27 protein-coding genes and 2 riboswitches are annotated in these 24,318 nt (G+C 40.7%); of the genes, 2 read left to right on the top strand and 25 right to left on the bottom strand.

The window, feature by feature from the left end; genetic code table 11:
• Window positions 1-23 precede the first annotated feature (23 nt).
• The 18 genes from topA to B3F51_RS14930 form a co-directional block, all read right to left on the bottom strand.
• Entirely contained in the window at window positions 24-2,093 is a 2,070-nt protein-coding gene (gene topA, locus B3F51_RS14845) for a type I DNA topoisomerase (protein WP_286947866.1), read from the bottom strand.
• A 113-nt stretch (window positions 2,094-2,206) separates the two neighbouring features.
• Window positions 2,207-3,316 (bottom strand): DNA-processing protein DprA, encoded by a 1,110-nt coding sequence (dprA, locus tag B3F51_RS14850; RefSeq protein WP_148637087.1) that lies wholly within the window; start codon window positions 3,314-3,316, stop codon window positions 2,207-2,209.
• Between the two features lie 130 nt (window positions 3,317-3,446).
• Window positions 3,447-4,271 (bottom strand): ABC transporter substrate-binding protein, encoded by an 825-nt coding sequence (locus tag B3F51_RS14855; RefSeq protein WP_070372213.1) that lies wholly within the window; start codon window positions 4,269-4,271, stop codon window positions 3,447-3,449.
• Window positions 4,272-4,410: 139 nt separating this feature from the next.
• The gene (locus B3F51_RS14860) at window positions 4,411-5,277 is read right to left on the bottom strand and encodes a universal stress protein (protein ID WP_148637088.1); all 867 of its coding nucleotides are present in this window, start codon (window positions 5,275-5,277) and stop codon (window positions 4,411-4,413) included.
• A gap of 93 nt (window positions 5,278-5,370) precedes the next feature.
• A complete protein-coding gene (locus B3F51_RS14865; protein ID WP_148637089.1) occupies window positions 5,371-6,291 on the bottom strand; it encodes a hypothetical protein in 921 nt (306 codons plus the stop codon).
• 21 nt (window positions 6,292-6,312) lie between these two features.
• On the bottom strand, window positions 6,313-6,660 hold the full coding sequence (locus tag B3F51_RS14870; protein ID WP_148637090.1) for a DUF192 domain-containing protein: 348 nt from the start codon (window positions 6,658-6,660) through the stop codon (window positions 6,313-6,315).
• A gap of 12 nt (window positions 6,661-6,672) precedes the next feature.
• A complete protein-coding gene (locus tag B3F51_RS14875; RefSeq protein WP_228879721.1) occupies window positions 6,673-7,587 on the bottom strand; it encodes a type II secretion system F family protein in 915 nt (304 codons plus the stop codon).
• A 32-nt stretch (window positions 7,588-7,619) separates the two neighbouring features.
• Entirely contained in the window at window positions 7,620-8,552 is a 933-nt protein-coding gene (locus B3F51_RS14880; RefSeq protein WP_070372218.1) for a type II secretion system F family protein, read from the bottom strand.
• Window positions 8,553-8,575: 23 nt separating this feature from the next.
• Complete coding sequence (locus tag B3F51_RS14885) at window positions 8,576-9,919, bottom strand: CpaF family protein (RefSeq protein ID WP_250936147.1); 1,344 nt, start codon at window positions 9,917-9,919, stop codon at window positions 8,576-8,578.
• Between the two features lie 30 nt (window positions 9,920-9,949).
• Complete coding sequence (locus tag B3F51_RS14890; protein WP_286947871.1) at window positions 9,950-11,101, bottom strand: AAA family ATPase; 1,152 nt, start codon at window positions 11,099-11,101, stop codon at window positions 9,950-9,952.
• A gap of 57 nt (window positions 11,102-11,158) precedes the next feature.
• Window positions 11,159-11,830 carry a Flp pilus assembly protein CpaB gene (cpaB, locus tag B3F51_RS14895; RefSeq protein WP_228879719.1) on the bottom strand — a complete coding sequence of 224 codons (672 nt, stop codon included), beginning with the start codon at window positions 11,828-11,830 and terminating at the stop codon, window positions 11,159-11,161.
• A 68-nt stretch (window positions 11,831-11,898) separates the two neighbouring features.
• Entirely contained in the window at window positions 11,899-12,933 is a 1,035-nt protein-coding gene (locus tag B3F51_RS14900; protein ID WP_070372222.1) for a pilus assembly protein TadG-related protein, read from the bottom strand.
• Window positions 12,934-13,344 carry a TadE/TadG family type IV pilus assembly protein gene (locus B3F51_RS14905; protein WP_070372223.1) on the bottom strand — a complete coding sequence of 137 codons (411 nt, stop codon included), beginning with the start codon at window positions 13,342-13,344 and terminating at the stop codon, window positions 12,934-12,936.
• 173 nt (window positions 13,345-13,517) lie between these two features.
• Window positions 13,518-13,685, bottom strand: a complete 168-nt coding sequence (locus B3F51_RS14910; RefSeq protein WP_084633730.1) for a Flp family type IVb pilin — start codon at window positions 13,683-13,685, stop codon at window positions 13,518-13,520.
• Window positions 13,686-13,731: 46 nt separating this feature from the next.
• Window positions 13,732-13,899: a Flp family type IVb pilin gene (locus B3F51_RS14915; RefSeq protein ID WP_084633730.1), complete on the bottom strand. Its 168-nt coding sequence runs from the start codon at window positions 13,897-13,899 to the stop codon at window positions 13,732-13,734.
• 59 nt (window positions 13,900-13,958) lie between these two features.
• On the bottom strand, window positions 13,959-14,126 hold the full coding sequence (locus tag B3F51_RS14920; RefSeq protein WP_228879716.1) for a Flp family type IVb pilin: 168 nt from the start codon (window positions 14,124-14,126) through the stop codon (window positions 13,959-13,961).
• A 52-nt stretch (window positions 14,127-14,178) separates the two neighbouring features.
• Window positions 14,179-14,346, bottom strand: a complete 168-nt coding sequence (locus tag B3F51_RS14925; protein ID WP_084633732.1) for a Flp family type IVb pilin — start codon at window positions 14,344-14,346, stop codon at window positions 14,179-14,181.
• Window positions 14,347-14,400: 54 nt separating this feature from the next.
• Window positions 14,401-15,078, bottom strand: a complete 678-nt coding sequence (locus B3F51_RS14930; RefSeq protein WP_286947873.1) for a prepilin peptidase — start codon at window positions 15,076-15,078, stop codon at window positions 14,401-14,403.
• Between the two features lie 79 nt (window positions 15,079-15,157).
• Window positions 15,158-15,242: riboswitch (cyclic di-GMP riboswitch) on the bottom strand.
• 79 nt (window positions 15,243-15,321) lie between these two features.
• A riboswitch (cyclic di-GMP riboswitch) is annotated at window positions 15,322-15,406 on the bottom strand.
• Between the two features lie 485 nt (window positions 15,407-15,891).
• On the opposite strand from B3F51_RS14930, the gene B3F51_RS14935 reads away from it, so the two are divergent.
• Together B3F51_RS14935 and B3F51_RS14940 are read left to right on the top strand one after the other, a co-directional pair.
• The gene (locus B3F51_RS14935) at window positions 15,892-16,230 is read left to right on the top strand and encodes a DUF2325 domain-containing protein (protein ID WP_070372225.1); all 339 of its coding nucleotides are present in this window, start codon (window positions 15,892-15,894) and stop codon (window positions 16,228-16,230) included.
• A complete protein-coding gene (locus tag B3F51_RS14940; protein ID WP_250936159.1) occupies window positions 16,227-16,784 on the top strand; it encodes a DUF3793 family protein in 558 nt (185 codons plus the stop codon). The genes B3F51_RS14935 and B3F51_RS14940 overlap by 4 nt, the downstream gene beginning before the upstream one ends.
• 107 nt (window positions 16,785-16,891) lie before the next feature.
• Here the strand turns inward: B3F51_RS14940 and B3F51_RS14945 are convergent, their stop codons facing one another.
• The 7 genes from B3F51_RS14945 to ybeY form a co-directional block, all read right to left on the bottom strand.
• Window positions 16,892-19,819 carry a bifunctional diguanylate cyclase/phosphodiesterase gene (locus tag B3F51_RS14945; RefSeq protein WP_148637138.1) on the bottom strand — a complete coding sequence of 976 codons (2,928 nt, stop codon included), beginning with the start codon at window positions 19,817-19,819 and terminating at the stop codon, window positions 16,892-16,894.
• 88 nt (window positions 19,820-19,907) lie between these two features.
• Complete coding sequence (locus B3F51_RS14950) at window positions 19,908-21,074, bottom strand: MFS transporter (protein ID WP_286947877.1); 1,167 nt, start codon at window positions 21,072-21,074, stop codon at window positions 19,908-19,910.
• 210 nt (window positions 21,075-21,284) lie between these two features.
• Window positions 21,285-21,674 (bottom strand): VOC family protein, encoded by a 390-nt coding sequence (locus tag B3F51_RS14955; RefSeq protein WP_286947878.1) that lies wholly within the window; start codon window positions 21,672-21,674, stop codon window positions 21,285-21,287.
• 47 nt (window positions 21,675-21,721) lie between these two features.
• Window positions 21,722-22,474: a DNA repair protein RecO gene (gene recO, locus B3F51_RS14960; RefSeq protein WP_148637135.1), complete on the bottom strand. Its 753-nt coding sequence runs from the start codon at window positions 22,472-22,474 to the stop codon at window positions 21,722-21,724.
• A gap of 20 nt (window positions 22,475-22,494) precedes the next feature.
• Window positions 22,495-23,391: a GTPase Era gene (era, locus tag B3F51_RS14965; RefSeq protein ID WP_286947879.1), complete on the bottom strand. Its 897-nt coding sequence runs from the start codon at window positions 23,389-23,391 to the stop codon at window positions 22,495-22,497.
• Window positions 23,392-23,411: 20 nt separating this feature from the next.
• Window positions 23,412-23,777, bottom strand: a complete 366-nt coding sequence (locus B3F51_RS14970) for a diacylglycerol kinase family protein (RefSeq protein WP_286947881.1) — start codon at window positions 23,775-23,777, stop codon at window positions 23,412-23,414.
• Between the two features lie 52 nt (window positions 23,778-23,829).
• Window positions 23,830-24,297: an rRNA maturation RNase YbeY gene (ybeY, locus tag B3F51_RS14975; RefSeq protein WP_148637133.1), complete on the bottom strand. Its 468-nt coding sequence runs from the start codon at window positions 24,295-24,297 to the stop codon at window positions 23,830-23,832.
• Between the last annotated feature and the right edge of the window lie 21 nt (window positions 24,298-24,318).

Below are 24,318 nucleotides of genomic sequence, written 5' to 3' on the forward strand. Positions count from 1 at the left end.
CTTTCTTAACACTTGTACTTTAGTTATTCGGCCATTGGTGCTTTATAACCGCAATCTTTTTTATCACAATAGATTGATTTGCGTTTTCCCAGGCCTTTTTGAAAAAGAGTTGATCCGCAGACCGGACATTTTTCAGGAATGGGCAAGTCCCAGTTCATATAGTCACAATCCGGGTAATTGTTACAGGAATAAAAGGTTCGTCCAGTTTTTGAGGTTCGCTTAACAATATCGCCACCGCAAACGGAACAGATCCCCCCGGTTTTTTCAAAATAGGGTTTGGTATTTTTACAGTCCGGAAAGCCGGGGCAGGCCAGAAAGCGGCCATATTTTCCTTTTTTAATGACCATTCGGCGGCCGCATAATTCGCAATCCACATCTGATTCGGGATCAGCGATAGTTACTGATTCAGCCTTTTCCTGGGCATTGGTCAGTTCTTTTTCAAAACCCTGATAAAAGTTTTTAAGCAATTCAATCCAGTCAGTTTGGCCATCAGAAACGGCATCAAGACGATCTTCCATTTCGGCGGTAAAGGAAATATTTACCACATCACTGAAATATTCTTTCATCAGATGGGTTACCGTGACACCAAGTTCGGTCGGCTTGAAATGCTTGTCTTCCACTTCCACATAGTCCCGGTTTTTAATGGTTGCAATGGTCGGTGCATAGGTACTGGGTCGACCGATGCCTTTTTCTTCAAGGATTTTAACCAATGAGGCCTCGGTGTAGCGGGCCGGAGGCTTGGTGAATTTCTGCTCTTTTGTTGTTTTAAGCCGTTCCAGGTCATCGCCGATGGCCAGTTCCGGCAAGATACTGTCATCATTTTTACCAGCCCCTTTGCCAACCCGGGTAAAACCGTCAAACTTTTGGGTTTCGCCTTTGGTTTTAAAAATCAGATTGCTGCAGGCTACATCCACATCGGTAACGAAATACTGGGCATCAGCCATCTGACTGCAGAGCAGTCTTTCCCAGATCAGCTTGTACAAACGATACTGGTCTGGCTCCAGTGAATTGCGGGCCTCTTCAGGCGTCAGCATGACCGATGACGGACGAATGGCTTCGTGGGCATCCTGGACATTTTTCTTCTTTCCGGCTTTTTTTTCAGTGCCCAGATAATCATCGCCAAAATGTTCTATTATATATTCCTTGCTCTCAGCAACCGCTTCGTCAGCAATCCGGGTTGAGTCGGTTCTTAAGTAGGTGATCAAACCGGTCAGCCCACTGCCCTTGATATCAACCCCTTCGTAGAGCTGCTGGGCCAGACGCATGGTGCGTTGAGTTGTGAAGCCCAGAACCTTATACGCTTCCTGCTGGAGGGTACTGGTGGTAAAGGGTAGCGGTGGTTTTTGATAACGAATCCGCTTTTTAACATTTTCAACGACAATGGGATGGGCGTTTACTACCTTTTCCAGCCGAATGGCCTCTTCGGCGTTGGTAATGGTTTTCTTTTTGCCATCTTCCGAATAAAATTTGGAGATGAAGGTTTTTTCGTCATCGGCTTTTTTTAAAAGCAGCTCCAGGTTCCAATACTCTTCGGGAATAAAGGCGGCAATCTCCTCTTCCCGATCGACAATAATTCTGGTGACAACGGATTGAACCCGACCACCACTAAGCCCCTTCTTTACTTTTTTCCACAAAAAAGGACTCAGTGAATACCCAACCAGTCGATCCAGAATCCGCCGGGCCTGTTGTGAATTGACTAAATCGATATCGATTATGCGTTTATTTTCAATGGCCGCATTGACAGCTTTTTTGGTAATTTCATGGAACTCAATCCGGCATTTGGTTGCTAAATCGATTTCCAGAAAATTTGCCATATGCCAGGAAATCGCTTCTCCTTCCCGGTCAGGGTCAGTGGCCAGATAGACCTGATCGGCTTTTTTTGCAGCATTTTTCAGTTTTTTCAGTAATTCCGCTTTGCCCCGGATTTTTATATAGTCCGGTTTAAAATCTTCTTCTATATTAATACCAATTCGGCTTTTGGGCAGATCAATTACGTGTCCCATCGTCGCTTCAACTTCGTAGCCTTTTGGTAAATACTTCTTAATCGTTTTTGCTTTTGCCGGCGATTCAACGATAACCAAGGTTTTACTCATTGAATACCTCCTTCTCTCTTAATAGTAACGACGCTTTTCTCTTAAAATAGCAACATTATAGCAAATCTTTCCACAAAATACAAACTTATGCAGTCGAATATAACGCATTGTCCTTAAATTAACAGGATATTTCCGTATTTAATTTGAATGATCTCTGCTATTTCCATCATCGTCAGCAGACTATTTACCTGATTGATGGGTAATCCGGAGCCTGCCACCAACTCATCAATGGTGCGATAACCCTTTTTAATCAGATCAAAGAGTAGCCGTTCATTCGGATTGGTCAGTTTTAACTCAGTCTGTTTGTTATAAACGTCAGTCTTTGCTTCCGTGTGATCCGTCCATTGATCGAATAAAACATAATCCTCTAAAATATCACGGGGATCGGTAACAAGTTTTGCACCTTCTTTTAGTAATTGGTTTCCACCAGCCCAGTTGCAAGTGCCAATATCCCCGGGGATTACATAAACATTCTTGCCCTGTTCCAAGGCATGGTTGACCGTGATCAGTGATCCGCTTTTTTTACGGGCTTCTATCACCAGAACACCCTGGGAAAGCCCACTGATTAATCGATTTCGTTGTGGAAAGTGATATGGCAGGGGTTTATCACCCAAATTAAATTCACTGAGCAGCAGACCTTTTTGGGCCATCAAATCAAAAATCTTTTGATTGACCCGGGGATAGCAGATGTCAATACCGGTTCCTAAAACGCCAATCGTGCTCCCCAGTTCATTGATACTGCCCCAGTGACTCTTGCCGTCAATGCCATCAGCTAAGCCGCTGACAATAGTAATCCCCACTGAAGATAGAGATTGTGAAAATAACTTGGCGTGTTTTTCGCCAGCTACCGTGGGGTTGCGGGAACCGATTATGGCAATCGATAGTGGTGCCTGAAGCAGTGATAAATCACCTTTGGCATAAAGAGCCAATGGCGGCGTGTAAAGATTTAAGAGCGACTCCGGAAACTGGGGGTCATGACGCAGAAGCAGTGTAATTTTATTTTTTTCCAAATATGATAAATCCTGAGTTGCCTGCACCAGCGATCGAGACTGGAAAAAATAATTAACTGTCTTTTCATCAATGATCTTCGTCATCAAAAGGGTTTCGGGACTTAATGAATAAATCACACAGGGAGATAAAAATTGTTCGATCAGCATATTTTTTTGTTTGAGGGAAATTTTTTTTAGCCGCATAAACCATAGCCAATAAATTAAATCTTTCACCGTTTTCTTGTCCCCTTTGCATTTCGGATCACGTAGTGTATCATCATTATAATGGCAAAGAAAAGCCTTGGCAATCAAAAAGACCCGGCGCTGGTATCAAATCTCAGCGCCGGGCATTTTTTTATTATAATTATTCAATGACTTTTAATTCGGTATTAATATTCTGCGTAACATCCTGTCCAAACCATTTCATGGACAGCTCGGTTAATTTTCCATTTTCCCGTAGAGTATCCAGAGCCGTATTTAACTGTTCATTGAAGGCTGTGTCAGCTTTTCTGACGGTGATGCCGATGGGTTCATTTGACAAGACATCAGATGAAATTGCGTAGACATCCGGTTTTAGTGTGGTATAGAATTGAGCAACACTGATATCCGTCATAATGTTATCAATTTGCTTTCCTTCCAGTGCGGCGAAGGCGTCAAGCATGGCATCATATTTATTCACAGTATATTCAACGTTTTCCTGGGTTTTTAAAGCCTCCGCAGCATAATCAGCGGTGGTTTCGATTTGAACGCCGACTGTTTTTCCAGCCAGATCCTTTGGTGTTTTTGCCGGAGTCGCATCTTTACGAGAGACAATAACAATCCCATTGGCAAGGTATGGATCTGTCATATTAAAACCGCTTAGCCGTTCTTCCGTAATGCTGGTTCCCGATAAAACAATATCATACTGGTTGGCATTCAGACCATTAAAAATGCCGTCCCAAGCTGTTGGCACCCATTTAATCTCAACTCCGAGCTCATCTGCCAGGGCCTGACCCAGGTCGATATCAAATCCGACCAGTTCATTGTTTTCATCCCGGAATTCCAGTGGCAGATACATGTCATTGGTTCCGGCGGTTAACACGCCATCGGCCAGCGGATCTACGTTACTGGTCGATTTACTGCCACAGCCAGTCAACAACAAGGCAGCTCCTAATACAATTGCTACTAATGCATAACTTTTTCTTTTCATTTTTTCCTCCTACGGTATAAGTTTCATCTTTCATTATATTTGGCCATGCATAAAAATTCAAGTTATATTTCCCGAAATTAAATAAACAGCTGAAATTTGCTATTGCATTTCAGCTGTTTGTTGGTTTTACTAAAATTTTCTAATCTGCCCGATTGCCAGGAATCAAAAGAACCGATGCAGAAGCATGACGGACAATATTATGGCTGACACTGCCCAAGAAAATTTCTTTAATAAAGCCTCGCCCCTGGGTGCCCATCACAATCATGGGAATTCGTTCCTCATCAACCAACTTAATAATCTCTGAAGTGGGTGCTCCGTAACGGATCTTTATTTCTACTTCAACTGTGTTGAGAAGTTGCAATTCATCTTTAAGCTTCTGGAGGCGACTATTGTCTATTTCATTGAACTCAACCAGTCGATGGAGCAGATATGGATTTATTTTGGATTCATCCTGAATATGAAAAATCGTCACCTTATTGACACCTTGTTTGACCATTTCTTTAACATATTCAAAGGCAATATCGGCATTTTCCGAAAAATCGGTGGGAAACAAGATATGATCAATTTGATCATTTGAATTTCTGACCGTTTGATCCTGATGATTGTCCTTAACGAGCATGATGGGTTTTGTCGAACCATAGATTATATCGTAAGCAACCCCACCTAAAAAAAGGGCACCTACCATGGAGTGCTTTTCAGCTCCGACAACAATTACTGCGTAATCACCGTCTTGGGCAATCTGATTAATTTCACTTTTTAAATTGCCGGAAATGATTTGAGTTTTTACGGTAAATCCCTGCTCAGTTAGGATCTCAGACTGATTTTTCAGGTTCTCATTAAATATGGATGTTAAATAGGAGGAAACACCAGAGTCAACGTCATGGGGATTAAAACATTGAAGCAGTAAACATTCCGTCGCACCCAGAGCACGAAGACTTCTGATACATTTCACCATCTCATTCGATGCGTTGGAAACCTCGGAAACAACGATTATCTTTTCAAACATATCAATCCTCCATAATTATAAAATAAAGTTACTATTTTATTTATAACCTTTTGCGAATTGATTAAACGCATAATCAAAAATTGTGTCTATTTTTTACTGGCTTTGAATCGTATCGATCAGTAACATGTTTTTTAGTGTTATGAAGTCGTCACCCTCTGTCTCGATCAGATGCAACGAATTGATCATGTTTTCTGAGAGCTTAGCCAGGGTTATCTGATGATTCTTTATGAACGCATCCGTTTTTGACTGATACGTAGAAATTGCTTGCTGAATCTTCTGATTGGCAGTTTCCTCCAGTGTTGCTATTTGCGCTTTGAGGAGCATCACTTCATCGGATAGTTGTTCATTCGTTTTGATTAACTGATTATTTTCAGTGATTAACGCACGACGTTCTTTAAGAATGTCCTCATACTGATATTTTAGGACATCCTTTTCCGGCAGCTGTTGATCAGCCGAACCGCTTGCTGGTGTTATCTCGCTCAGATTGGTGCTGGCATAGGCTTCAAGTTCAGTACTTAACTCCCGAACCATCGCCTTAAGCTGATCCAGTTGCGCTTTCATTTCTTGGCTTTCCTGCTCATAACTCAAGTATTCTTCGAGTTTAGTTTGTGAGTTGATGGCGGCGTCGCCAGGATGCGTATCAATAACTTCAACCGGTTGCGGCACCGGGTTAATACTTAGTTCATTAACCAGGCGATTCAATTCTTCGTTTTCTCTTTTTAATGCATCAATTTGATTTGCCATTTCACCTTTTGAACTTTTACAGAGATTATACATTTCGCCGTATTGATCCCGTTCCTGTTTTAACATCGTTATCATGGCAGCGTATTCTTCAAGTCGATTATTAAAGGATTCCTCGGCACTGCTTAAGCTATCGGTTAGATTGTCAATATACTCGGTGACCTGTTTTTTGTTGTATCCGCCCATTTCTTTTCCAAAAGATAATTTTGTTTTTGATTTTACTGACTTATCTCTGAGCTCATCTAAGGTTAGTTGTTCGGATTTTTTTGCCATGATTTATTATACCTTTCTAAATTATTGACTGACGACAAGACGCTGATTGACTTCCAGGTGATATTTTTGACAGGAGCCCGATTGAAGCTCCAGTACCCAGTATGCATTTTTAACATGGGGACTGACTTTTCCCGGCCTCATGTGGTGTTCCAGATGTAGGATCTTGCCATCTTTTGAGAAAAAGATCACATCAATCGGAAATTTCATCCCAAAGGTATGAACCTGATTGCATTTTTTGAGTAAGAGTCCCTGGTTATCAGCTAATTCGGTGGTTCTTAATAAACCGACCAATCGGGTGACGAAGTTATCTGCGACTTGTATTTCACTAAACAGGAGTGTGTCATTTTTAAAAATACGACATGTTTTCATTTATTATACCCCTTAACCAAACTGTTTAACAAGCTGTAAAATTGTTGGCCCCAAAAGAACAATAAATAGTACTGGAAGAACGAAAAAAACCAGTGGAATCATCATTTTGACCGGTGCTTTCATGGCTTTTTCTTCGGCTCGTTGTCTTCTTTTTATTCGCAATTCTTCGGATTGTGCTTTCAAGACATGATTAATGGGAATTCCCAATTGTTCCGCCTGAATAATTGAACCCACAAAGGTTTTTAATTCTTCAACCGAATTACGATCAGCCAAGCTTTTGAGGGCATCTTTGCGGGGCTTTCCATAGTTAATTTCAGAATGAACAATATTCAGTTCGGCAACCAGAACGCCACTTAAACGCTCGCCAATTTTAATAAGCGCCGAATCAAAACCCAGTCCCGCTTCCATGGTGACACAAAGGATATCCATAATATCCGGCAATTCATTGGAAATTGCGCCTTGACGTTTGTTTATTTTGAGTTTTAAAAAAACAACCGGTGCGATAATTCCCAATAACATACAGACGAAAACAAATAATAATTCATTTAAAATATTCCAGCGGGTGAACAAAGTTATAAAAAATGCACCAATAAAAAAGCCACCAAAAACAATAATCCGGATCGCATTGTATTCATTGACGGCAAGCTGAAGTCCGGCGAGTCTGAGATTTGTCTCGGTTTTTTTATTTGTGGCACTCCCTTTTTTGGGAAACAGTGATGATATTTTTTTAATTAACGATTGGTAAATGGGCAGAATGACCCGTTGAAAAAAAGGTTTCTCAAACTCATCATCAAGATCATTTTTGTTTCTTTTTTTAATCGAACCGAGTCTTTTCCTTTTGGTATCGGCAATGCTCGCCTGATTGTAAAACATGATTAGAATCAGGATAAAAATCAGTGATGAAACACTGATCACCAAAAAAAACATCTGCGTCACCTCATTTCTTTACGATTTAATCGTCAAAATTTTATATTGACGATTCTTCGGATAATCAGATAGCCAATTACTTCCATTACAATAGCAATGACTACCATGGCAATACCGAGATTGGATTCAAAGAATATGGTTACATAATCGGGATTAAATAACAAAAACACAAGTATAATTACCAAGGGCATTAAACCCACCACAAGACCTGAGGTTCTGGCAGTTGCTGTCAAAACTTTGATCTCATTTTTTATTTTAAACCGTTCTTTGATGGTTCCCGAAATATTGGTTAAAATTTCTGAGAGATTCCCGCCGGTCTGGCGCTGTATCAGAATTGCTGAAACAATCATCATGAAATTCTGACTGCCAATTTTGTCAGATAACCGGGTTAAAGACGTTTCAATGGAGCTGCCTAATTTTAACTCCTTAACAACCCGGCCAAATTCTTCCGAAATGGGGTTTGGCATTTCAGTTGATATGCTGACTAACGCCTGCTGAAAGGTGAGACCAGCTTTCAAACAACTGCTCATGATACTGATGGCATCAATTAGTTGCTGTTCAAACAGTTCGACTCGAGTTGCCCGTTTTTTATTCACATAAAGCGGCGGTACCAATAACCCAAATAGCAGTAAAATAATTGAAAAGATAATATTGCCGCCCAGCATAAACACCAGGGTTGAGGGAATCATCGACAAGCCAATCCAGAGAAGCAGAAATTCAGAAGGTCGGATCAGAATACCAGACATTGACAAATCATTTTCCAGTTTTTTAAGCACCTTGTGTTTGGATTTTTCCCGACTTTTTCGGGCTTTTTTTAAATTTGTCAAGTCGGTTGCACTCAGGCTTGTCAGGCCGTTAAACCGCTTTTGCATCTGGCGTTGATCCGCTGAAATGGCGTAAAGCAACAGCAATACCAGAAAAAATACTGTAAGCATCATTAATAAGGTGACGATGATCGCATTCATTGCATTACTCCGTATAAACTCATTTACTCGATGAACCAATCATCATTAATCATTACACCATTATGAGCAATTTTCTCTAAACATCGGGGCTTGATCCCCATGCTTTTAAAGCGTCCTTTGAATTTTCCATCGGTGTCCAATTGTCCGGTCATTTCATAGCTGAAAATGTCCTGCATAACAATGACATCTCCTTCAAGACCCGTAACCTCTGTAATATTTACCACCTTTCGGGTTCCATCCCGGAGTCGTGATTGCTGGATGATGATGTCAATGGCTGAGGTCGTCTGATCTCGGATTGCCCGCAACGGCAAATCCATCCCTGACATCAAAACCATCGTCTCGATACGAGACAGAGAGTCTCTTGGTGAATTGGCATGAATGGTGGTCAATGAACCGTCATGGCCAGTGTTCATAGCCTGAAGCATATCGATGGTTTCTGCCGAACGAACCTCTCCGACAATGATCCGATCCGGCCGCATTCGCAGGGCATTGACGACCAGTTCCCGAATTGAGACCTTTCCTCGTCCTTCCAGATTGGATGGTCGACTTTCCAGGGTAATCACATGATCCTGTAACAGCCGCAGTTCGGCCGAATCCTCAATGGTGATAATCCGTTCGTTATCCGGAATAAAGCTGGAAAGCACATTGAGCATGGTTGTTTTCCCGCTGCCGGTTCCACCGGATACAATAATATTCAGTTTGCCCTTAACACAGGCTTCCAAAAACGACAGCATTTTTTTTGATATTGATCCAAAACCCAATAATTGATCAGTGGTAATTGGTTTTTTGGAGAATTTTCGAATGGTAATAACCGGCCCGACCAGAGAAAGCGGTGGAATCACCACGTTGACCCGGGAACCATCTTTTAACCGGGCATCGACCATCGGACTGGACTCATCGATGTGACGGCCTACCGAAGATACAATCCGGTCAATCACGTTCATCACATGCTGATTGTCCTTGAAAACCACCGGCGATAATTGAATCTTCCCTTTTTTTTCAATATAGACCCGGTTATAACCGTTAACCATGATCTCGGAAATATCCGGATCATTTAAAAGCACTTCCAGCGGTCCATAGCCGATAATCTCATTGAGTAATTCTTCGGTAATACGGCTGCGATCCAGGCGGTTGACATTTTCCGCTTCAACCGCCATGACATTTTCCAGGATTCGCAGGATTTCGATGGGATTTTCTTTGCCGACCGTGTCAACCTTACTGCTATTGATTTCATTAATTACTTCCTGGTGAACCCGATTTTTCAGATCCTGATGGATATCAACATGTATAATGTCTTTCTTTCCTTCTTCCTGATCCTTGTCTTTTTGTCCCAGTCGTTGTTGTTCCATTCTTTCCAGCAGTCCCATTTTTTTACCTCTTTTATCGATTCTTTCTTTTTAACTAACTCGATGGTCAATGGTATTGACGATATATTGCGCCAGTTTTTTTAGGTTCTTGCTAATTTCCGACTTAGGTGCGTCCAAGACAACGGGGATTCCCTTGTTATGAGCGGTTGTCGCTGTCTTGAAATCAAAAACGATGGTATTTTTAACCGGTTCATTTAAAACCCGCTGCATATCCTTTAAGCTGATCAATCCCTTTGTTATCCGATTGATCACCAGTTCCGTTTTTTCTTTCTGTTGCAGGGACTCTAGAATATTGAGGGTAATTTTGGTGTTGCGCAAGGTTGAGATATCCTGAACAGTAATTAACAGTACCAGGTTTGAATTCTCGATGGCTGCCATGGTAATGTCACTAAACACCGGTGCGGTATCAATCAGAATATAGTCATAAAAGGGCCGCATGGTATTAATCATGGTTTCGATGTTTTTAGGGGTTACATATTCGGCATATTCGGGACTTTTGGGGGCACAGACAATGCTGACCCCGGAAAAATGCAAGGCCATCATCCGTTTGATGGCGTCAATATCACCGGCATCGTTGCCCTGTGATAATTCAGAAATAGTATCCTTCGGGTCAATATCAAAGTAAACATTGACATCCCCAAATTGGAGATCAGCATCGATTACCGCGACCTTTTTACCCATTTTTGCCAGCGATACCGCTAAATTTATAGCAATGGTTGTCTTACCAATCCCGCCTTTGGCACCAAATACCGTAATTATCCGGGATTGCATATTATTGGATGCCGTGATATCCGCATTTTCCAAACGGGATTTTTCCATGTAATGAGCCAATTCGATGTTTTCCTGTAACGTTTCAGCATCAATGGGGAACTGTAGTACTTTGCGGATCCCGGCCAACATGACTTTTTCGATCATGCTTACATCAAAACTGTCACAGATAAGAATTACTGCACATCCGGGAATTCGGATATATATTTTTTCAGCCAAATCGATGGCTGCTTTGTAGTCATCTTCACATTGAATAATCAGCACATGGGGTTTCAAACTGATGGCTTTCTCCAGAACATTTTCATCCTGTTTTGAGAAACCGATAAATGCCACGCTGTCACTGCGAAGCAGGCTTTTAATTTCATAGATCCGATTGTCATTATTTCCGACAATCATTACCTTTATCTTTTCCATGGCGTTTACCCCATTTTTTTCTATAATATATGAATTATTATTTATTGCCGAATTAGATTAAGGCATGAACGGCTTTGGACCCAAAATGGCCTTGTCAACTGGTGAGCGGAGTACCAGACGATACTTCGGTGTTTGATCGATTGACAGCGCATAGGTAACTTTCTCGACCTCAGTTGCTGGTACCGATACCGTTACTGAGGTGTATTCCCCGCCTTTGTCGCCAGTGCTTATTGGGCCAATTTCCAGGATTTCGATATTCTCGACAACATATTGTGAAACGACACCATTTTCTTTTGTGATCCAAATAGTGACAAGATCAACACGATCTCCCTTGACTAAATATCCACCTACCCCTTTTTCTTCATCGACCAGAATGGTCAGCGCCCGATAATTCGGTTCGATGGCGTAGGATAAATTATTATTTTCCTGATTGGTATCACTTAAACGACTGGTCAGGATCTGTTCATTGGCCTCAATGTTTTCCTTGGTGATACGCCCCAGAACATCCTCCGGATTGGCAATTGACAGTTGGTGAACCATCTCAATTGGTACTTCTTCGGTTGTTAGCATCTCTTTTTCAATGACGGTTCCCTTGGGAATGGCCTGAGTTGCCAAAACAACGGGCTGTGTCGCCTGGTCTTTGCCTTTTTGCAGGGAGATTGCAAATTGAAAAACTGCAAATCCGGTGATCACCGATACGATCAATGCAATTATTACGAGTTTTTTCATCGATTTCTCCATTCAACTGATTAATGGGTTTATAAATGGTATTTACCCAAAATACCGGTAATTATTAATTATTCGGAAAGGATCAAATTATATAATCCAAAATCCCCATCGGTTCCTTCCCCGACGTTACTTCCTGAAGAAGCGCCATTTGACACCATATTTAAGAATGAACCAGTGATTTCACCTTTATCAGTTTGATTTTCCAGAAGAAACGCGGCAAATCCCTCCACTACAACGGTTTGTTTATCAACCGTATACGAGTAAATGGGCACCTTGACAATTCTCGGGCATGTCGGTTCGAAATTATCAGTAGTGCAGCCAACACCGCCGCTGAGCGCACCAAAATGGGTACAACCGTTGTAACGTTCATCAAAGCCCTGAAAAGTAGGTCCTTCCATGTTTCCCATTTCTTTTAAGAGAACATCGCCAACACTGATTTCACCGGCATAACCCTGGGTAATCCAAATCCGATAATCGCTGGCTCCCCCTCCTTGGCCATCGAGATCAAGTGCTCCAAAAAAGGATGGGGAATCGCTCCAAACATTTTTTTCCCCGTATTTCAAAGTTACGTGCGTCAGGTTATTGCTGGCCAACCTTAATTCCATTTCCTCTTTCGTCAAGCCAATTGGTGCCACCCCAGTGGTTCTGATAACTGGCGACAGTTTTGCCACAGCCGTTCGGGTAAGGTCCAAATAATCGACTCCAAATATTTTGGCAAAATACATCGGTACCGTATTATCAACAGTAACACGAATTTCAGTATATTGACCATTACTGATTTTCCCCAGAATGACATCCTCAGGCGTTAAATCCGGAAAACCATTAAGATCGGCATAATTAATGGCACTCTCTTTAATCTGATTGACCTTGGTGGTGTTTCCCGTTTCGATGGGTAGTAACCGCCCGGATGAATATACGGCTGCATCCGCAGCTTTTTGCTGTTCTCCAGTACTTAAAAACGCCAACCCCAGATCGATTACCAATGCCAGCATTCCCATAATAAATACCATCGAAACGGCCACAATAATCAACGCATCACCTTGTTCGGATTTTTTTATCTGTCTATAGGGAAATTTTTTTAATAAGTTCATTATCTGTCTCATTTACTCCACCTTCATGGTACAGGATGAAGAAAGATTCATGGTTTCACCCTGAACAAAAACACCAACAATTGGAGTCAATATATTCACATCATCACTGATAACGATGATTACATCACCAAGACGGGGGTTTGATGTATTTGTAAACGTGATGCTGATGTCTACAGTGTCGGCAATGTTCTCAGGAGCAATTGTCCGAATATGCTCTTCAATTGCTGTCTTACTGGTTGAATGAACGATTGCATAGCGTGCGCCTTCTCTTGCGGCATAATCAATACTGTTCTGATTCATAAACAGCCAACCAAAATCGATAATTGCGCACAAAATCATAATCAAAATTGGCAGGGTGATAGCAAGCTCAACAATTGCTTGCCCGTCTTCTTTTTTAAACCGTTTGATTATGTTTGCAAACATTTTTCCTCCCTGATCATTCATCCTGAAGATCTGATTTATTTAACTGTAACTGGAGCAGATCGTTTAACCGACTAAAAAAGGCATATTGATTACGTCCGGCAGAAATCTCCACTTTGACGTTGCCAATATGCCACTGGTTTCTTCACAGTAAACACAATAACTACCTGTAGGCTTTATGCTGCTAATTGGGTTCCAATATCCGTAAAAAATTGACCGATTTGAGGGCCCAGTAACCAGATGGCAGCAATGGCAGCCAATGCAATCCCGGCAATAATCAGACCATATTCAACCATACCCTGTCCATCTTCTTCTCTGATCATGCGTGATAATCCGTTTTTCATTTTATTTTCTCCTTTTAATTTAGTATCTTCAATAAATTATTATCGTTTATGCAGCTAATTGAGTACCAATATCGGTAAAGAATTGACCGATTTGCGGGCCTAGTAACCAGATGGCAGCAATGGCAGCCAATGCAATCCCGGCAATAATCAAACCATACTCAACCATACCCTGTCCATCTTCTTCTCTGATCATGCGTGACAATCCGTTTTTCATCTCTTTCTTCTCCTTTATATTTTATGATTCGTGCTTAATTTTTTAAATAGTCTACTTCATTATGCCGCCATCTGCGTTCCGATATCCGTAAAGAACTGACTGATTTGTGGTCCCAGTAGCCAAATGGCGGCAATGGCAGCCAATGCAATCCCGGCAATAATCAAGCCATACTCAACCATACCCTGTCCGTCTTCTTCTCTGATCATGTGCATTAATTGATTTTTCATTTCAGTTTCTCCTCCAATATTTTATATTTGTTAGTCAAACTAATTAGCGTAATTATGCTGCTAACTGAGTGCCGATATCTGTAAACATTTGCCCGATTTGCGGCCCCAATAACCAAATGGCAGCAATGGCAGCCAATGCAATCCCGGCGATAATCAAGCCATATTCAACCATGCCCTGTCCATCTTCTTCTCTGATCATGCGTGATAATCCGTTTTTCATTTTTTCTTCTCCTTTTTAATATTTTTTACGTATTGTTACCAAGTTTACCTCGGTTTAAAACAACATTCCAAAATCTATCAGATAATTTGTGTTGATAAGGTTTAAAATTAATACGGATACAAAACTGGAAGCCATAAACGGTCCCAGGGCAACCTTTGATTTTAAATTACCTTTTCTTCTAATGATCAGGTAAGCTGTGTAGATCATCAGAAAGAAAGTCATTATCATAATCGCAGAAATTATTCCATAAACGCCCAAACAAAAACCAACCGCAGCGGCATATTTTACGTCTCCCCAACCAGCGCCCTTTCCAATTATTGCTGGTAAAAAGAATATAATAAAACCAATTACTAAACCAAAGATATTCATCCCAATACTGGTAATCGGCTGCCCGGTAATGATGAAGGCACCGCCCACGAATATCGTCATTAATACCAGCTCATTGGGAATTTTTTTAATGCTGATGTCGACAGCAGAAAGAATGACACAGATTGAAAAGAGCAACATACATTCCAGTGTTTTTGGTTCAAGTCCGTTGAGCTTTACAAAGACCAACCAGATGATTGCATTAAGCATCGCCCAAAAGATTGTTTTTGTAACACTGCCGGATAACTGATGGTTGGTTAAGGTCTTGACTCGCTGACTGATTAAATAATCAGTCGTTTTTTTCATAAATACTCCCATCACTGCTCCAATTATAAAAACTTCTGCAGTTATCAGTAATTGATCCATCAGTATCCTCCATTCGTTTTTTGCAATAAAAAAGCAACGATTTACTCGTTGCAATTAAGGCGAATTAAATACACCTATAATCTGCAACTGGCTGTCATATAAATACTTATTTAGACCCTATAGCTTTGCGTCCTTACCTTTCGATAAGTTTGCCAAATATTAAATTGACCAACAACTGAATCGTATAGAATAAAAAAACAACGCATTGACACGTTGCATTATAATCATCATTAAAAAATGTGGTTGTGCAACTGGCTGTCATATAAATAATTACTTAGACCCTAAAGCTTTGCGTCCTTACCTTTCGATAAGTTTGCTAAATATTCTATTGGCATCATGATAAGGCATATATTATCAATTGTCAAGTGAATATTTTGCGAATTATTTTTTTTATTATATTTGCAGCAGTAATATTTTGCTCAAAATACTTTAGATTACTGCTGACATTAAATATAAGATATTCATTATATGCGCCGATGTTTCTTGTGCATCACTCGACTTTTGATTAATATTGTTGTGCAATTTTGTGATATTATTATCAATCATCAATTGTATTATAATAATCTAATGTTGCAGCCGTTTTTTTGATGATCAATGTTATTTCGCGAAAACTGTTAATCAATATAAAGTCAATGCTTAAAATATTGTATGTTGATTTATGCGGTATAATATTTAAATATGAGCTTTGTAGTCAGCCATAAAAACCAATAATAATTCCTTAATAAATGTTTAAAAATAATTGACAGCTGCTCCGAATTGTGATAAGTTATAATCAGTTAGTAATAACTAACACAAGGGGATGGAGGGCACCAAATGAGCATTGTTATTATTGGCGGAAATGATCGCATGATTTATCAATATAAAGATTTATGCAAAGAATATGATTGTCGGGCTAAGGTTTTCACCCAAATGCAGGGTGCAATGAAAAAAAAAATCGGCGTCCCAGATTTGATTGTATTATTTACTGGGACGGTTTCGCATAAAATGGTAAACTGTGCGACCGATGAGGCAAAAAGACTAAATTTGCCCCTGGCACGGTCACATAGCAGCAGTTTGGCTGCATTACGAAACATTCTGGAGGAGCATTGTGCTCAATGTAAGAATTGCGATGGCTGTGTTTTAAAATCGCATACCCGGAAGATGTCGTCATGAACAAGTTCGAGAGAGAATTGATACGCCACTGTTCGCCTACATTAGCCGGAATGAAAACTGGTAATTTATTCAGTTATCCATTTACCAGCTATTGCCAACTCGCAGAGCAGCTGGAGCAGTGTAATAATACGTTGAATGCTCGTGGGGTTTATCTGGAGGTACTGAGGATAAATGCCAGTCGGGTTTTAATCTATGTTTATCGTCAAAGTCGACTGCTCAAAGACTTTTCATGTCCGCGGGTGGACAGCTTTCTTCAGGACATTGGTTATCGTACCGAGGATTTGAAATCTTGTCTGGAATTTTTATCCAAGCGGATTCAAGATTCCAGCGAATTTCCCCACGAGATTGGCTTGTTTTTAAGTTATCCGTTTGAAGATGTTCAGGGATTTATCGAGCATGAAGGAAAAAATTGTAAATATTGTGGTTGTTGGAAAGTATATTGCAATGAAAACGAAGCAATCAAACTTTTCAACAAATATAAAAAATGTACGCAAGCTTACTATCGACGATTGCTCAGTGGGTCATCACTTAGGAGATTGACTGTTGCTGCCTAACTAAAAATTTGACTGTTGTAATTGCTCTGTCAAAGGCCATCCATTTGCTATTGGCAAAAATGGATGGCCTTCTTAAATAATTTTGTTTTTATCAATGATTTATGGGTTTAATTTTCATCAGTTATTTCAAAGATATGATTAAAAATATTTTCTATCGCTGCTGAATCCAGCGGTTTACTGAAAAGATAGCCCTGAATATAGTTGCAACCGCCACGCTTTAATTGCCAATATTGATCCCAATCTTCAATCCCCTCTGCGGTGATTTCTAGCTTTAGACTATGTGCCAATGAAATTAGACTATCCATGACCTGATTGTTTTTGAGGTTTAGAAACTTATCATTGATGGATTTATCCAACTTAACCTTATCAACTGGTATATATGTCAGATAATTCAGAGATGAATAGCCGGTACCAAAGTCATCCAGGGCGATTTTGAAACCAGCATCTTTTAATCCCTGTAAAAAAAACATCGTTTCATTATCATTCTCCAGCAGAATGCTTTCTGTAATTTCAATTTCAATCATTTCTGGTTTAACTGCATGAGTCCTTATGAGTTGCCCCAGATACGCGATAAAATCTCTATCCTTCAATTGTTTACTGGAATAATTAATCGCAATTATTTTTTCTCCGAGCCCCATGTCTCGCCATTTAGCAAATTGTTCAATAGCCGTTTTAGCAACCCAACGACCGATATTGATAATCAGACCCGTATCTTCTGCAACTGGAATAAATTGATCTGGTCGGATATTATGATCTTTAAATCGCAATAACGCTTCGAACCCATGGATTTGAGCTGAACACAAATCGACTTGTGGCTGATACAGAAGTTTGAAACCATCCGTTTCTAAGGCTTCTCGAATAATTGCTTCTATTTCGATTCGGGTATTAATAATATCTTTCATTTCAGAGTAATAAAAGATGTAGTTGTTTTTGCCGCTATGTTTAACATGATACATCGCTGTATCAGCATTCATTATAATTTGATTGATATCACAACTGTCTTCCGGAAAACAGGTTAATCCCATACTGATATTGATATTATTGGCTTTGCCGTTGAGTACAAATGCTTTGTCAAAGGCTGCTTTTGTAATTTGAGCGAAATTTTCAACTTCTTGCGTTCCATTAACATTTTTTATTAAAATCAGGAACTCATCTCCGCCAAAACGGGAAACAAACGTCTTTTCATTGGAAAGGTCACTGAGTCGATGAGCAATCATTTTTAAGATCTCATCACCATAGACATGTCCCTGGGTATCATTGATCGCTTTAAAGTTATCGATATCAAACAATAAAACGGCGCCAGGTTTGCCAGATTCCAGTGCATCCGCAAGTTTTTCTAAAAAGCTCATTCGATTTGGCAAATCGGTTAAAAAATCATGGGTAGCAAGGTATTCAATATAGTCCTCCTGTTCCTTCATTCGTGTCGTGTCCATGAGAATTCCATGAATTTGTTTAATAAGACCATTGCCCTGTGATATTCCTCTGCCCCGGAATAGTAGCCATTTTACTTTATTATTCTCATCGTTAATGGGAATCTGAATATCAATTTCATTTTTACGCCCAGCACAGTAGGACTGTATTTCGGATAATAATCTGTTTTTGTGTTCCGGATCGGTTAATCGACTCAATAAATCTTCAAATTTTTCGTTTTCATTGGGGATTCGACTGACATAAGAAAAGTTATCAGATATCAGAATTTCATTAGTATCTAAATCCAATTCCCAAACTGCACTATTTGTAATTTCTGTCGCAATGGCATATTTCTGATTCAGGATTCCGACTTCTTTGAGACTTTTTTCAATGACCTCATACTGAGATCTCAATTTGTCTTCAGTTTTTTCAAGATGATCATTGGTTATTTTTAGACTCTCATAACTTTCCTGTAATTGTTTTTGAATGGCACGTCGTTTTAAATTATCGACGATAAGAATTAATGAAACAGTCAAAAGAAAAAGTATCAGAACCCCGATGCTAACAAAAATTTCCCGATATTTTTCCAGAGGCGAGGGTTCTTTATTAATTAATACCGCATTTTTGGGAATCAGCGACTCGGGAATATTGAATTTTTTAATGAGATCATAATCAAATATATAGTAATAGGGTGTATCCTCAATAAGACCCATTGATTCCACGGACTTGCCATTTAATATATCCATGATTAAATTGCCAGAGATCCGTCCAAAGGCCTCGTAGTCAATCAGTTTTCCGCCCAATATGCCTTCACCAATTCCGCCAATACTGGTTCGATAGACCGGTATGGTGGTATTATCTTTCAAAAACTGATACTGATCGTTTAAGTCTTTGACAACACCGTTTTTGTCCTGGTTCATACTCAGGTATAAAAGAATTGCATCGTCATTAAGATTTTTAAGCACTTCCCCAAACTCAGCAAAGGTATAATCCGATACGTTTAAGACCCGAAAATCAAGATCACTAAATTCACTTTGAGTGGCCAGAAATTGCCCCTGATCACCTTGTCCGGTCAGGGATGAGTCCACAATACCAATAACTTGAGAAGCTTTAGGATTGAATTTTTTGGCGATTTTAATCGTTTCGACCATTGAAAATTTTTCGAACATTCCTGTAAAGTAAGGGCTTTCGGCCGCTACTTTCCCCCGCTCGAAATCATTGATTCCGAAAAACACCACCGGTATTTGGGGAAACAGCGTATCGTGATGATCGATCATAAACTGTAAGGCATTATCATCCCCAACGAGCACGGCGTCATAAGGCGGCAGATTTTTTAATTTATAAGCTAGATTTTCATAAAACAGTTGTTTATTCTCCGCAGTATCAAGCCGCTTTGTATCCATATATTCAATATCCAGACTGACTTTCTCATCAAGCGCAGACTGAATCCCCTTAATTTGCAGCGGAACCGTTGGGAAACTTTCACTGTATGAACTGATAAACAACACCCGTTTATTCTCATTAAGGGCATGGCCAATCATTGGAAAACAGAGCAACAAAACCAGGCTCGTAAAAACAACTCCCCATATTACGGTGATGGTGATTTTTTTTAAATGAATTTTCATGGTGAGCTCTCCTTCGCTTTGATTAATTCATACTTACCCGGTAAAAATCAGGATTTGATAGCTTCTAAATCCCAATACGACGCATTATCTAGTGCTGCTTTTTTAAAATAAATCGACGACTCATTGCAAATACTGCTGCCAATAGCAGCAAGCTCAGCGATGCGATCAAAAACTTGACATTCGGATCCTTGTCTGGGATCGGGAGCGATACCCGATCAAAGATTAAGGGGGAGACAAACATTCCTAAATTGACTGCTGCCGTTACCAATGCAATGGCAGTGGATTGCTTCTCTTTTTTTACTGCGTTGGCGGCCAGATAAATTCCTGTTGGCATAACAACACCAATTCCAAAGCCGATAAATAGAGCGGCAACACAGATACTGACTAATGATCCCCAAAAAAATATTAGCCCCATCCCCAGACCCACAACTGCAATTCCGACGGTTATGGTCATTGTTTTTAGGGATCGGATGATCAGGCTGTAACGAAAACCGGTGATCATTCCGGCTGCTGATACCAGGGTGTTGATGATGCCGCTAAGCGTCGCATCCCCATAGCCTTTGCTCACCACCAGCAAGGCTATGTTTGTCTGGAAAACAAAAAAGCAGCTGCCAAATAAAAAGATGATCAGGGCAATAAAATAGACGGTACCCTTTAGTTTTTCAGTACGATTTCTTGCTTTTAGTCGGGTCGCTGGAAGCGGCTGATCATAGGGCAAATATTTTATGACGATCAGCAGAATCGGTAAAAAAACCAGATAAACCAGATAAGTTGCATTCCATTTTACATTTGCCAGCAAACCGGAGGTAAACAGCAGCACCATACTCCCGCCGTTAAGAAAAGCCGATTGGAGTCCCATCATCGCCCCGCTTTCTTCGCCAGAAAAATAAACAGTGATTAAGGCCAGAGTCATGGTTGCATTAATTCCTTGAGCGACACCAATCAAAACACTGGAAAGCCATAAATATTCAATCGCCAGCGGCCCCAGGATCAATCCCATCAATCCACCAGAGAGCCCGCAAGTTAGACTAAAAATGACAAGACTCTTTTTTGAGATCCGCATTGAGAGTGGACCTGCAGCAAATGCAAAAATCACCCCCAATAACGCCGGTAGGGTCAAAACCATTTGAATCATGGTTTCTGACACATTGGGGTAATGCTGTTCGATATCGGCAAGAATGGCAGAAGCGGTCATCGATATCATTAAAAGTGATGCTACTGATAAAATAGCCAGTTTGATTCGTTTTTTCTCCAATAGTGACTCCATATTTCAGTACAGATTGGGATAGTGTTTCAGTTTGATTCTTACCCCCGAAATGATCAAATATTCGAAGGTTCAATGTCTAGTTTTTCATTACGGATGATTCGGATGATGACGATCATGATTTATAGCTCCCATCCACTTAGCCAGAAATAATTTTACACAAAAAAGAGAGGTGCTTCCTCTCTTATCATGACAAACTTTTTACTTTCGGATGATTTCAATTTTATAGCCGTCCGGGTCAGAAATAAAATAATATCGGGGTTTACCATCACCACTTAAACCTTTTGGCTCAGTTGGCTGATAGCCCTTTGCGTCATGTGCAGCCCAGGACGCCTCAAGATCATCAACCACGACGGCTAAATGACCGTAGGCAGTGCCCAAATCATAGGGAGCCACCTGACCATAGTTGTAGGTCAGTTCCAACTGATGACCGTTGGGATTGCCATCGCCTAAAAACACCAGCGTAAACTCATAGGTTGGTTCGTCCCGTCGTCGTACTTCCTCAAATCCCAGAGCTTCTTTGTAAAACGCCAGAGAGCGTTTTAAATCCAATACCCGAATCATTGTATGTGCCATTTTGTAGTTTCCCATCATAATCTCCTTTTTAATTTAAATTTTTCATATTTTTCCCAACAGATCTAGGGGTTGAGCATGGTTTTGTAAAAAGCATAGGCTTTGGAAGATTTACCGATGCAACAGCTGATATAATGATCCAGCAGATCACTAAGTTTTAGGGCTTCAGCTGGGTCGATCTCCCGGTCTTTGAGCTGTTTAATCGGTTGTTTTAAAAAGTCCCGGAGCAGTTCCAGCATGGCTGGGTTTAGCTTATAGAGATAGCCGGGGCTTTGTTCCCGGCAGTCCCGGCAGACCAGGCCATTTTGTTCAATGCTGAAGTGGGTTAAATCCTGATCATGCTGACAAACCATGCACCTTTCCAGAACGGGACGATAGCCTAAGTAGCTGACCAGCTTCATTTGAAAGGCCCCAACCAGAACCAGGTCATTTCTGGCTTTGCCGCCGGAGATATAAAACAACACATGGAGCAGCAGTTTTAAAATCTCCGGACTTTTCTGATAAAATTCGTAGGCGTTATACATCAAGTCCAGTAAATATGAAGCCAGGGCCATTTTGGTCAGATCAGTTCGCAAGGGATAAAAGGCTTCGATTAAATTGGCCTGATTGATGATGCCAAAATTCTTGCCGGGATAATAGACAAATTCACTATAGGCAAAAATTTGAGTACTGGCTAAAAGACCACTTTTCTGACGCCGGACGCCTCGGGCAATACATTGGATCTTACCCTCATCTTCGGTGAAAATGGTCAGAATCTTATCCTGTTCTTTGTAGGGCTGCTCTCTGATGATCAGGCCTTTTGTTTTAATCAGTGCCATATTGCTCCAAACCGAAAAATTTATTCAAAATAGCCTAAATCTTTCAGATCAAAATTCTTATCCCGCCAATCCGTGCGAACCTTCACCCAGAGTTGCAGATTGATTTGGGTTTTGAGGAAAAATTCAATATCTTTCCGGGCTTGCGAACCAATCTTGGTCAGCATCGAGCCGCCCTTGCCGATTAAAATCCCTTTATGGGTTTTGCGCTCACAGAAAATGGTCGCTTCGATATCAATAATATCCTTCCCTTTTCGGGGTTTCATGGCCGTTACTTCGACAGCAATACCGTGGGGAACCTCATCATTTAAAAGGTTAAGGATCTTTTCACGGATCAGCTCCTGGACAATCCAGCGTTCGGATTGATCAATAATCATATCGGCGGGGAAAAACATCGGTCCCGGACTGAGCAGATCGGTTATCAAATCTAGCAGTTCTTTAACACCATCCCCCTGAACTGCTGAAATCGGAATAATGGCTTTAAGGAAATCGTATTTCTGATATGCCGCTATGGTAATTAGAAGTTCTTCTTTGGGCAGAAGATCAATTTTATTGATAACTAAAACAACCGGGGTCTTGCTGGCTCCCAGCTTCTCCAGAATATACTGATCGCCCGGCCCGATTTTTGTTTCGGGTTCGACCAGATATAAAACCATATCCACATCAGCAACGGTATTTTCCGCCGCTTTTTGCATGTAGTCACCTAAGCGGTTTTTGGGACGATGCATTCCTGGGGTGTCAATAAAAACCATCTGGGCCTGCTCATCAGTATAAATGCAACGAATCGCATTGCGGGTGGTTTGGGGTTTGGCCGAGGTAATCACCAATTTTTCCCCCATGATATTATTAAGCAAGGTCGATTTTCCGACATTCGGACGACCGACAATGCTGATAAATCCTGATTTAAAGTTTTCGTTCATGATTCACATTCTTTCTCTGGTTAAAAAAACCAATTGATAATTTTGGGTAAAAAGATAATCAGCCCCACGCAGATTGACATGATGGCTGCTACCATTACGGCTCCGGCGGCGGTGTCTTTGGCAACCTTGGCCAAATGATGGTATTCCTCGGTATAGAGATCCACCAGGGTTTCAATGGCGGTGTTGATAATTTCGAGGATAAAAACAAAGCCGATTACAATTACCAGCGCCAGCCATTCATCGTTTTCGATTTTAAAGACAAAACCGCAGGCCACTGCCAATAAACCGATGCCAAAGTGAATCCGCATATTCGGCTGGGTTTTGAGGGTATATAAAATACCTTCAATGGCAAAAGAAAAACTCTTTTGTAGCTTTCGTCTAATCATCCCCACCTCCTGATTCATTTAATTGATGGAAGGATTCTAATTGAGCAAGGCTTTAGTCGTCACCCATAATTTCTTTTTCAATGCGACGCATCACTGATTTTTCATCAACTTCCAGATGGTCATAACCCAACAGGTGCAATACACTGTGCACCGACAGATAGGAAAGCTCCCGGGTCAGGGTATTTCCGTATTCTTTGGCCTGGGCTTTTGCCTGCTGGATGCAGATAACAATATCACCGAGTAACAAGGGCAAAAACGGATTGTCTTTGATAATTGACTCCCGATTATTTATGAAATCTTCATACATCGGAAAGGACAGGACATCGGTGACAGAATCTTTATCCCGGTACTCCCGATTCAGATCTTTTATTTCGGAGGTGCTGACAAATGAAAAACTTACTTCACACTCCACCTCAATTTCCTGGTGAAGCAGCGTTCGCACCATTGCGTCTTCGACCTCTTCCAATACCATTTCATCTATTTCAAAATCACTACGGTTATCATAAGCGACTACAAGCATTTTAGTTCCTCTCTGATTTTA

Origin of the sequence: Acetobacterium sp. UBA5834, assembly GCF_002435675.1 — a bacterium.
Taxonomy (GTDB): domain Bacteria; phylum Bacillota; class Clostridia; order Eubacteriales; family Eubacteriaceae; genus Acetobacterium; species Acetobacterium wieringae.

Coding starts and splice junctions, on each gene's coding strand:
- B3F51_RS14955 (WP_286947878.1), bottom strand. CDS start 21,674: ATGGGAAACTACAAAATGGCACATACAATGATTCGGGTATTGGATTTA.
- B3F51_RS14970 (WP_286947881.1), bottom strand. CDS start 23,777: ATGATTAGACGAAAGCTACAAAAGAGTTTTTCTTTTGCCATTGAAGGT.
- B3F51_RS14915 (WP_084633730.1), bottom strand. CDS start 13,899: ATGAAAAACGGATTGTCACGCATGATCAGAGAAGAAGATGGACAGGGT.
- B3F51_RS14935 (WP_070372225.1), top strand. CDS start 15,892: ATGAGCATTGTTATTATTGGCGGAAATGATCGCATGATTTATCAATAT.
- B3F51_RS14940 (WP_250936159.1), top strand. CDS start 16,227: ATGAACAAGTTCGAGAGAGAATTGATACGCCACTGTTCGCCTACATTA.
- cpaB (WP_228879719.1), bottom strand. CDS start 11,830: ATGAAAAAACTCGTAATAATTGCATTGATCGTATCGGTGATCACCGGA.
- B3F51_RS14885 (WP_250936147.1), bottom strand. CDS start 9,919: ATGGGACTGCTGGAAAGAATGGAACAACAACGACTGGGACAAAAAGAC.
- B3F51_RS14880 (WP_070372218.1), bottom strand. CDS start 8,552: ATGAATGCGATCATCGTCACCTTATTAATGATGCTTACAGTATTTTTT.
- B3F51_RS14855 (WP_070372213.1), bottom strand. CDS start 4,271: ATGAAAAGAAAAAGTTATGCATTAGTAGCAATTGTATTAGGAGCTGCC.
- B3F51_RS14870 (WP_148637090.1), bottom strand. CDS start 6,660: ATGAAAACATGTCGTATTTTTAAAAATGACACACTCCTGTTTAGTGAA.
- ybeY (WP_148637133.1), bottom strand. CDS start 24,297: ATGCTTGTAGTCGCTTATGATAACCGTAGTGATTTTGAAATAGATGAA.
- B3F51_RS14860 (WP_148637088.1), bottom strand. CDS start 5,277: ATGTTTGAAAAGATAATCGTTGTTTCCGAGGTTTCCAACGCATCGAAT.
- B3F51_RS14865 (WP_148637089.1), bottom strand. CDS start 6,291: ATGGCAAAAAAATCCGAACAACTAACCTTAGATGAGCTCAGAGATAAG.
- B3F51_RS14910 (WP_084633730.1), bottom strand. CDS start 13,685: ATGAAAAACGGATTATCACGCATGATCAGAGAAGAAGATGGACAGGGT.
- B3F51_RS14905 (WP_070372223.1), bottom strand. CDS start 13,344: ATGTTTGCAAACATAATCAAACGGTTTAAAAAAGAAGACGGGCAAGCA.
- B3F51_RS14930 (WP_286947873.1), bottom strand. CDS start 15,078: ATGGATCAATTACTGATAACTGCAGAAGTTTTTATAATTGGAGCAGTG.
- recO (WP_148637135.1), bottom strand. CDS start 22,474: ATGGCACTGATTAAAACAAAAGGCCTGATCATCAGAGAGCAGCCCTAC.
- B3F51_RS14875 (WP_228879721.1), bottom strand. CDS start 7,587: ATGTTTTTTTTGGTGATCAGTGTTTCATCACTGATTTTTATCCTGATT.
- era (WP_286947879.1), bottom strand. CDS start 23,391: ATGAACGAAAACTTTAAATCAGGATTTATCAGCATTGTCGGTCGTCCG.
- B3F51_RS14925 (WP_084633732.1), bottom strand. CDS start 14,346: ATGAAAAACGGATTATCACGCATGATCAGAGAAGAAGATGGACAGGGC.
- B3F51_RS14920 (WP_228879716.1), bottom strand. CDS start 14,126: ATGAAAAATCAATTAATGCACATGATCAGAGAAGAAGACGGACAGGGT.
- B3F51_RS14945 (WP_148637138.1), bottom strand. CDS start 19,819: ATGAAAATTCATTTAAAAAAAATCACCATCACCGTAATATGGGGAGTT.
- B3F51_RS14900 (WP_070372222.1), bottom strand. CDS start 12,933: ATGAGACAGATAATGAACTTATTAAAAAAATTTCCCTATAGACAGATA.
- topA (WP_286947866.1), bottom strand. CDS start 2,093: ATGAGTAAAACCTTGGTTATCGTTGAATCGCCGGCAAAAGCAAAAACG.
- B3F51_RS14890 (WP_286947871.1), bottom strand. CDS start 11,101: ATGGAAAAGATAAAGGTAATGATTGTCGGAAATAATGACAATCGGATC.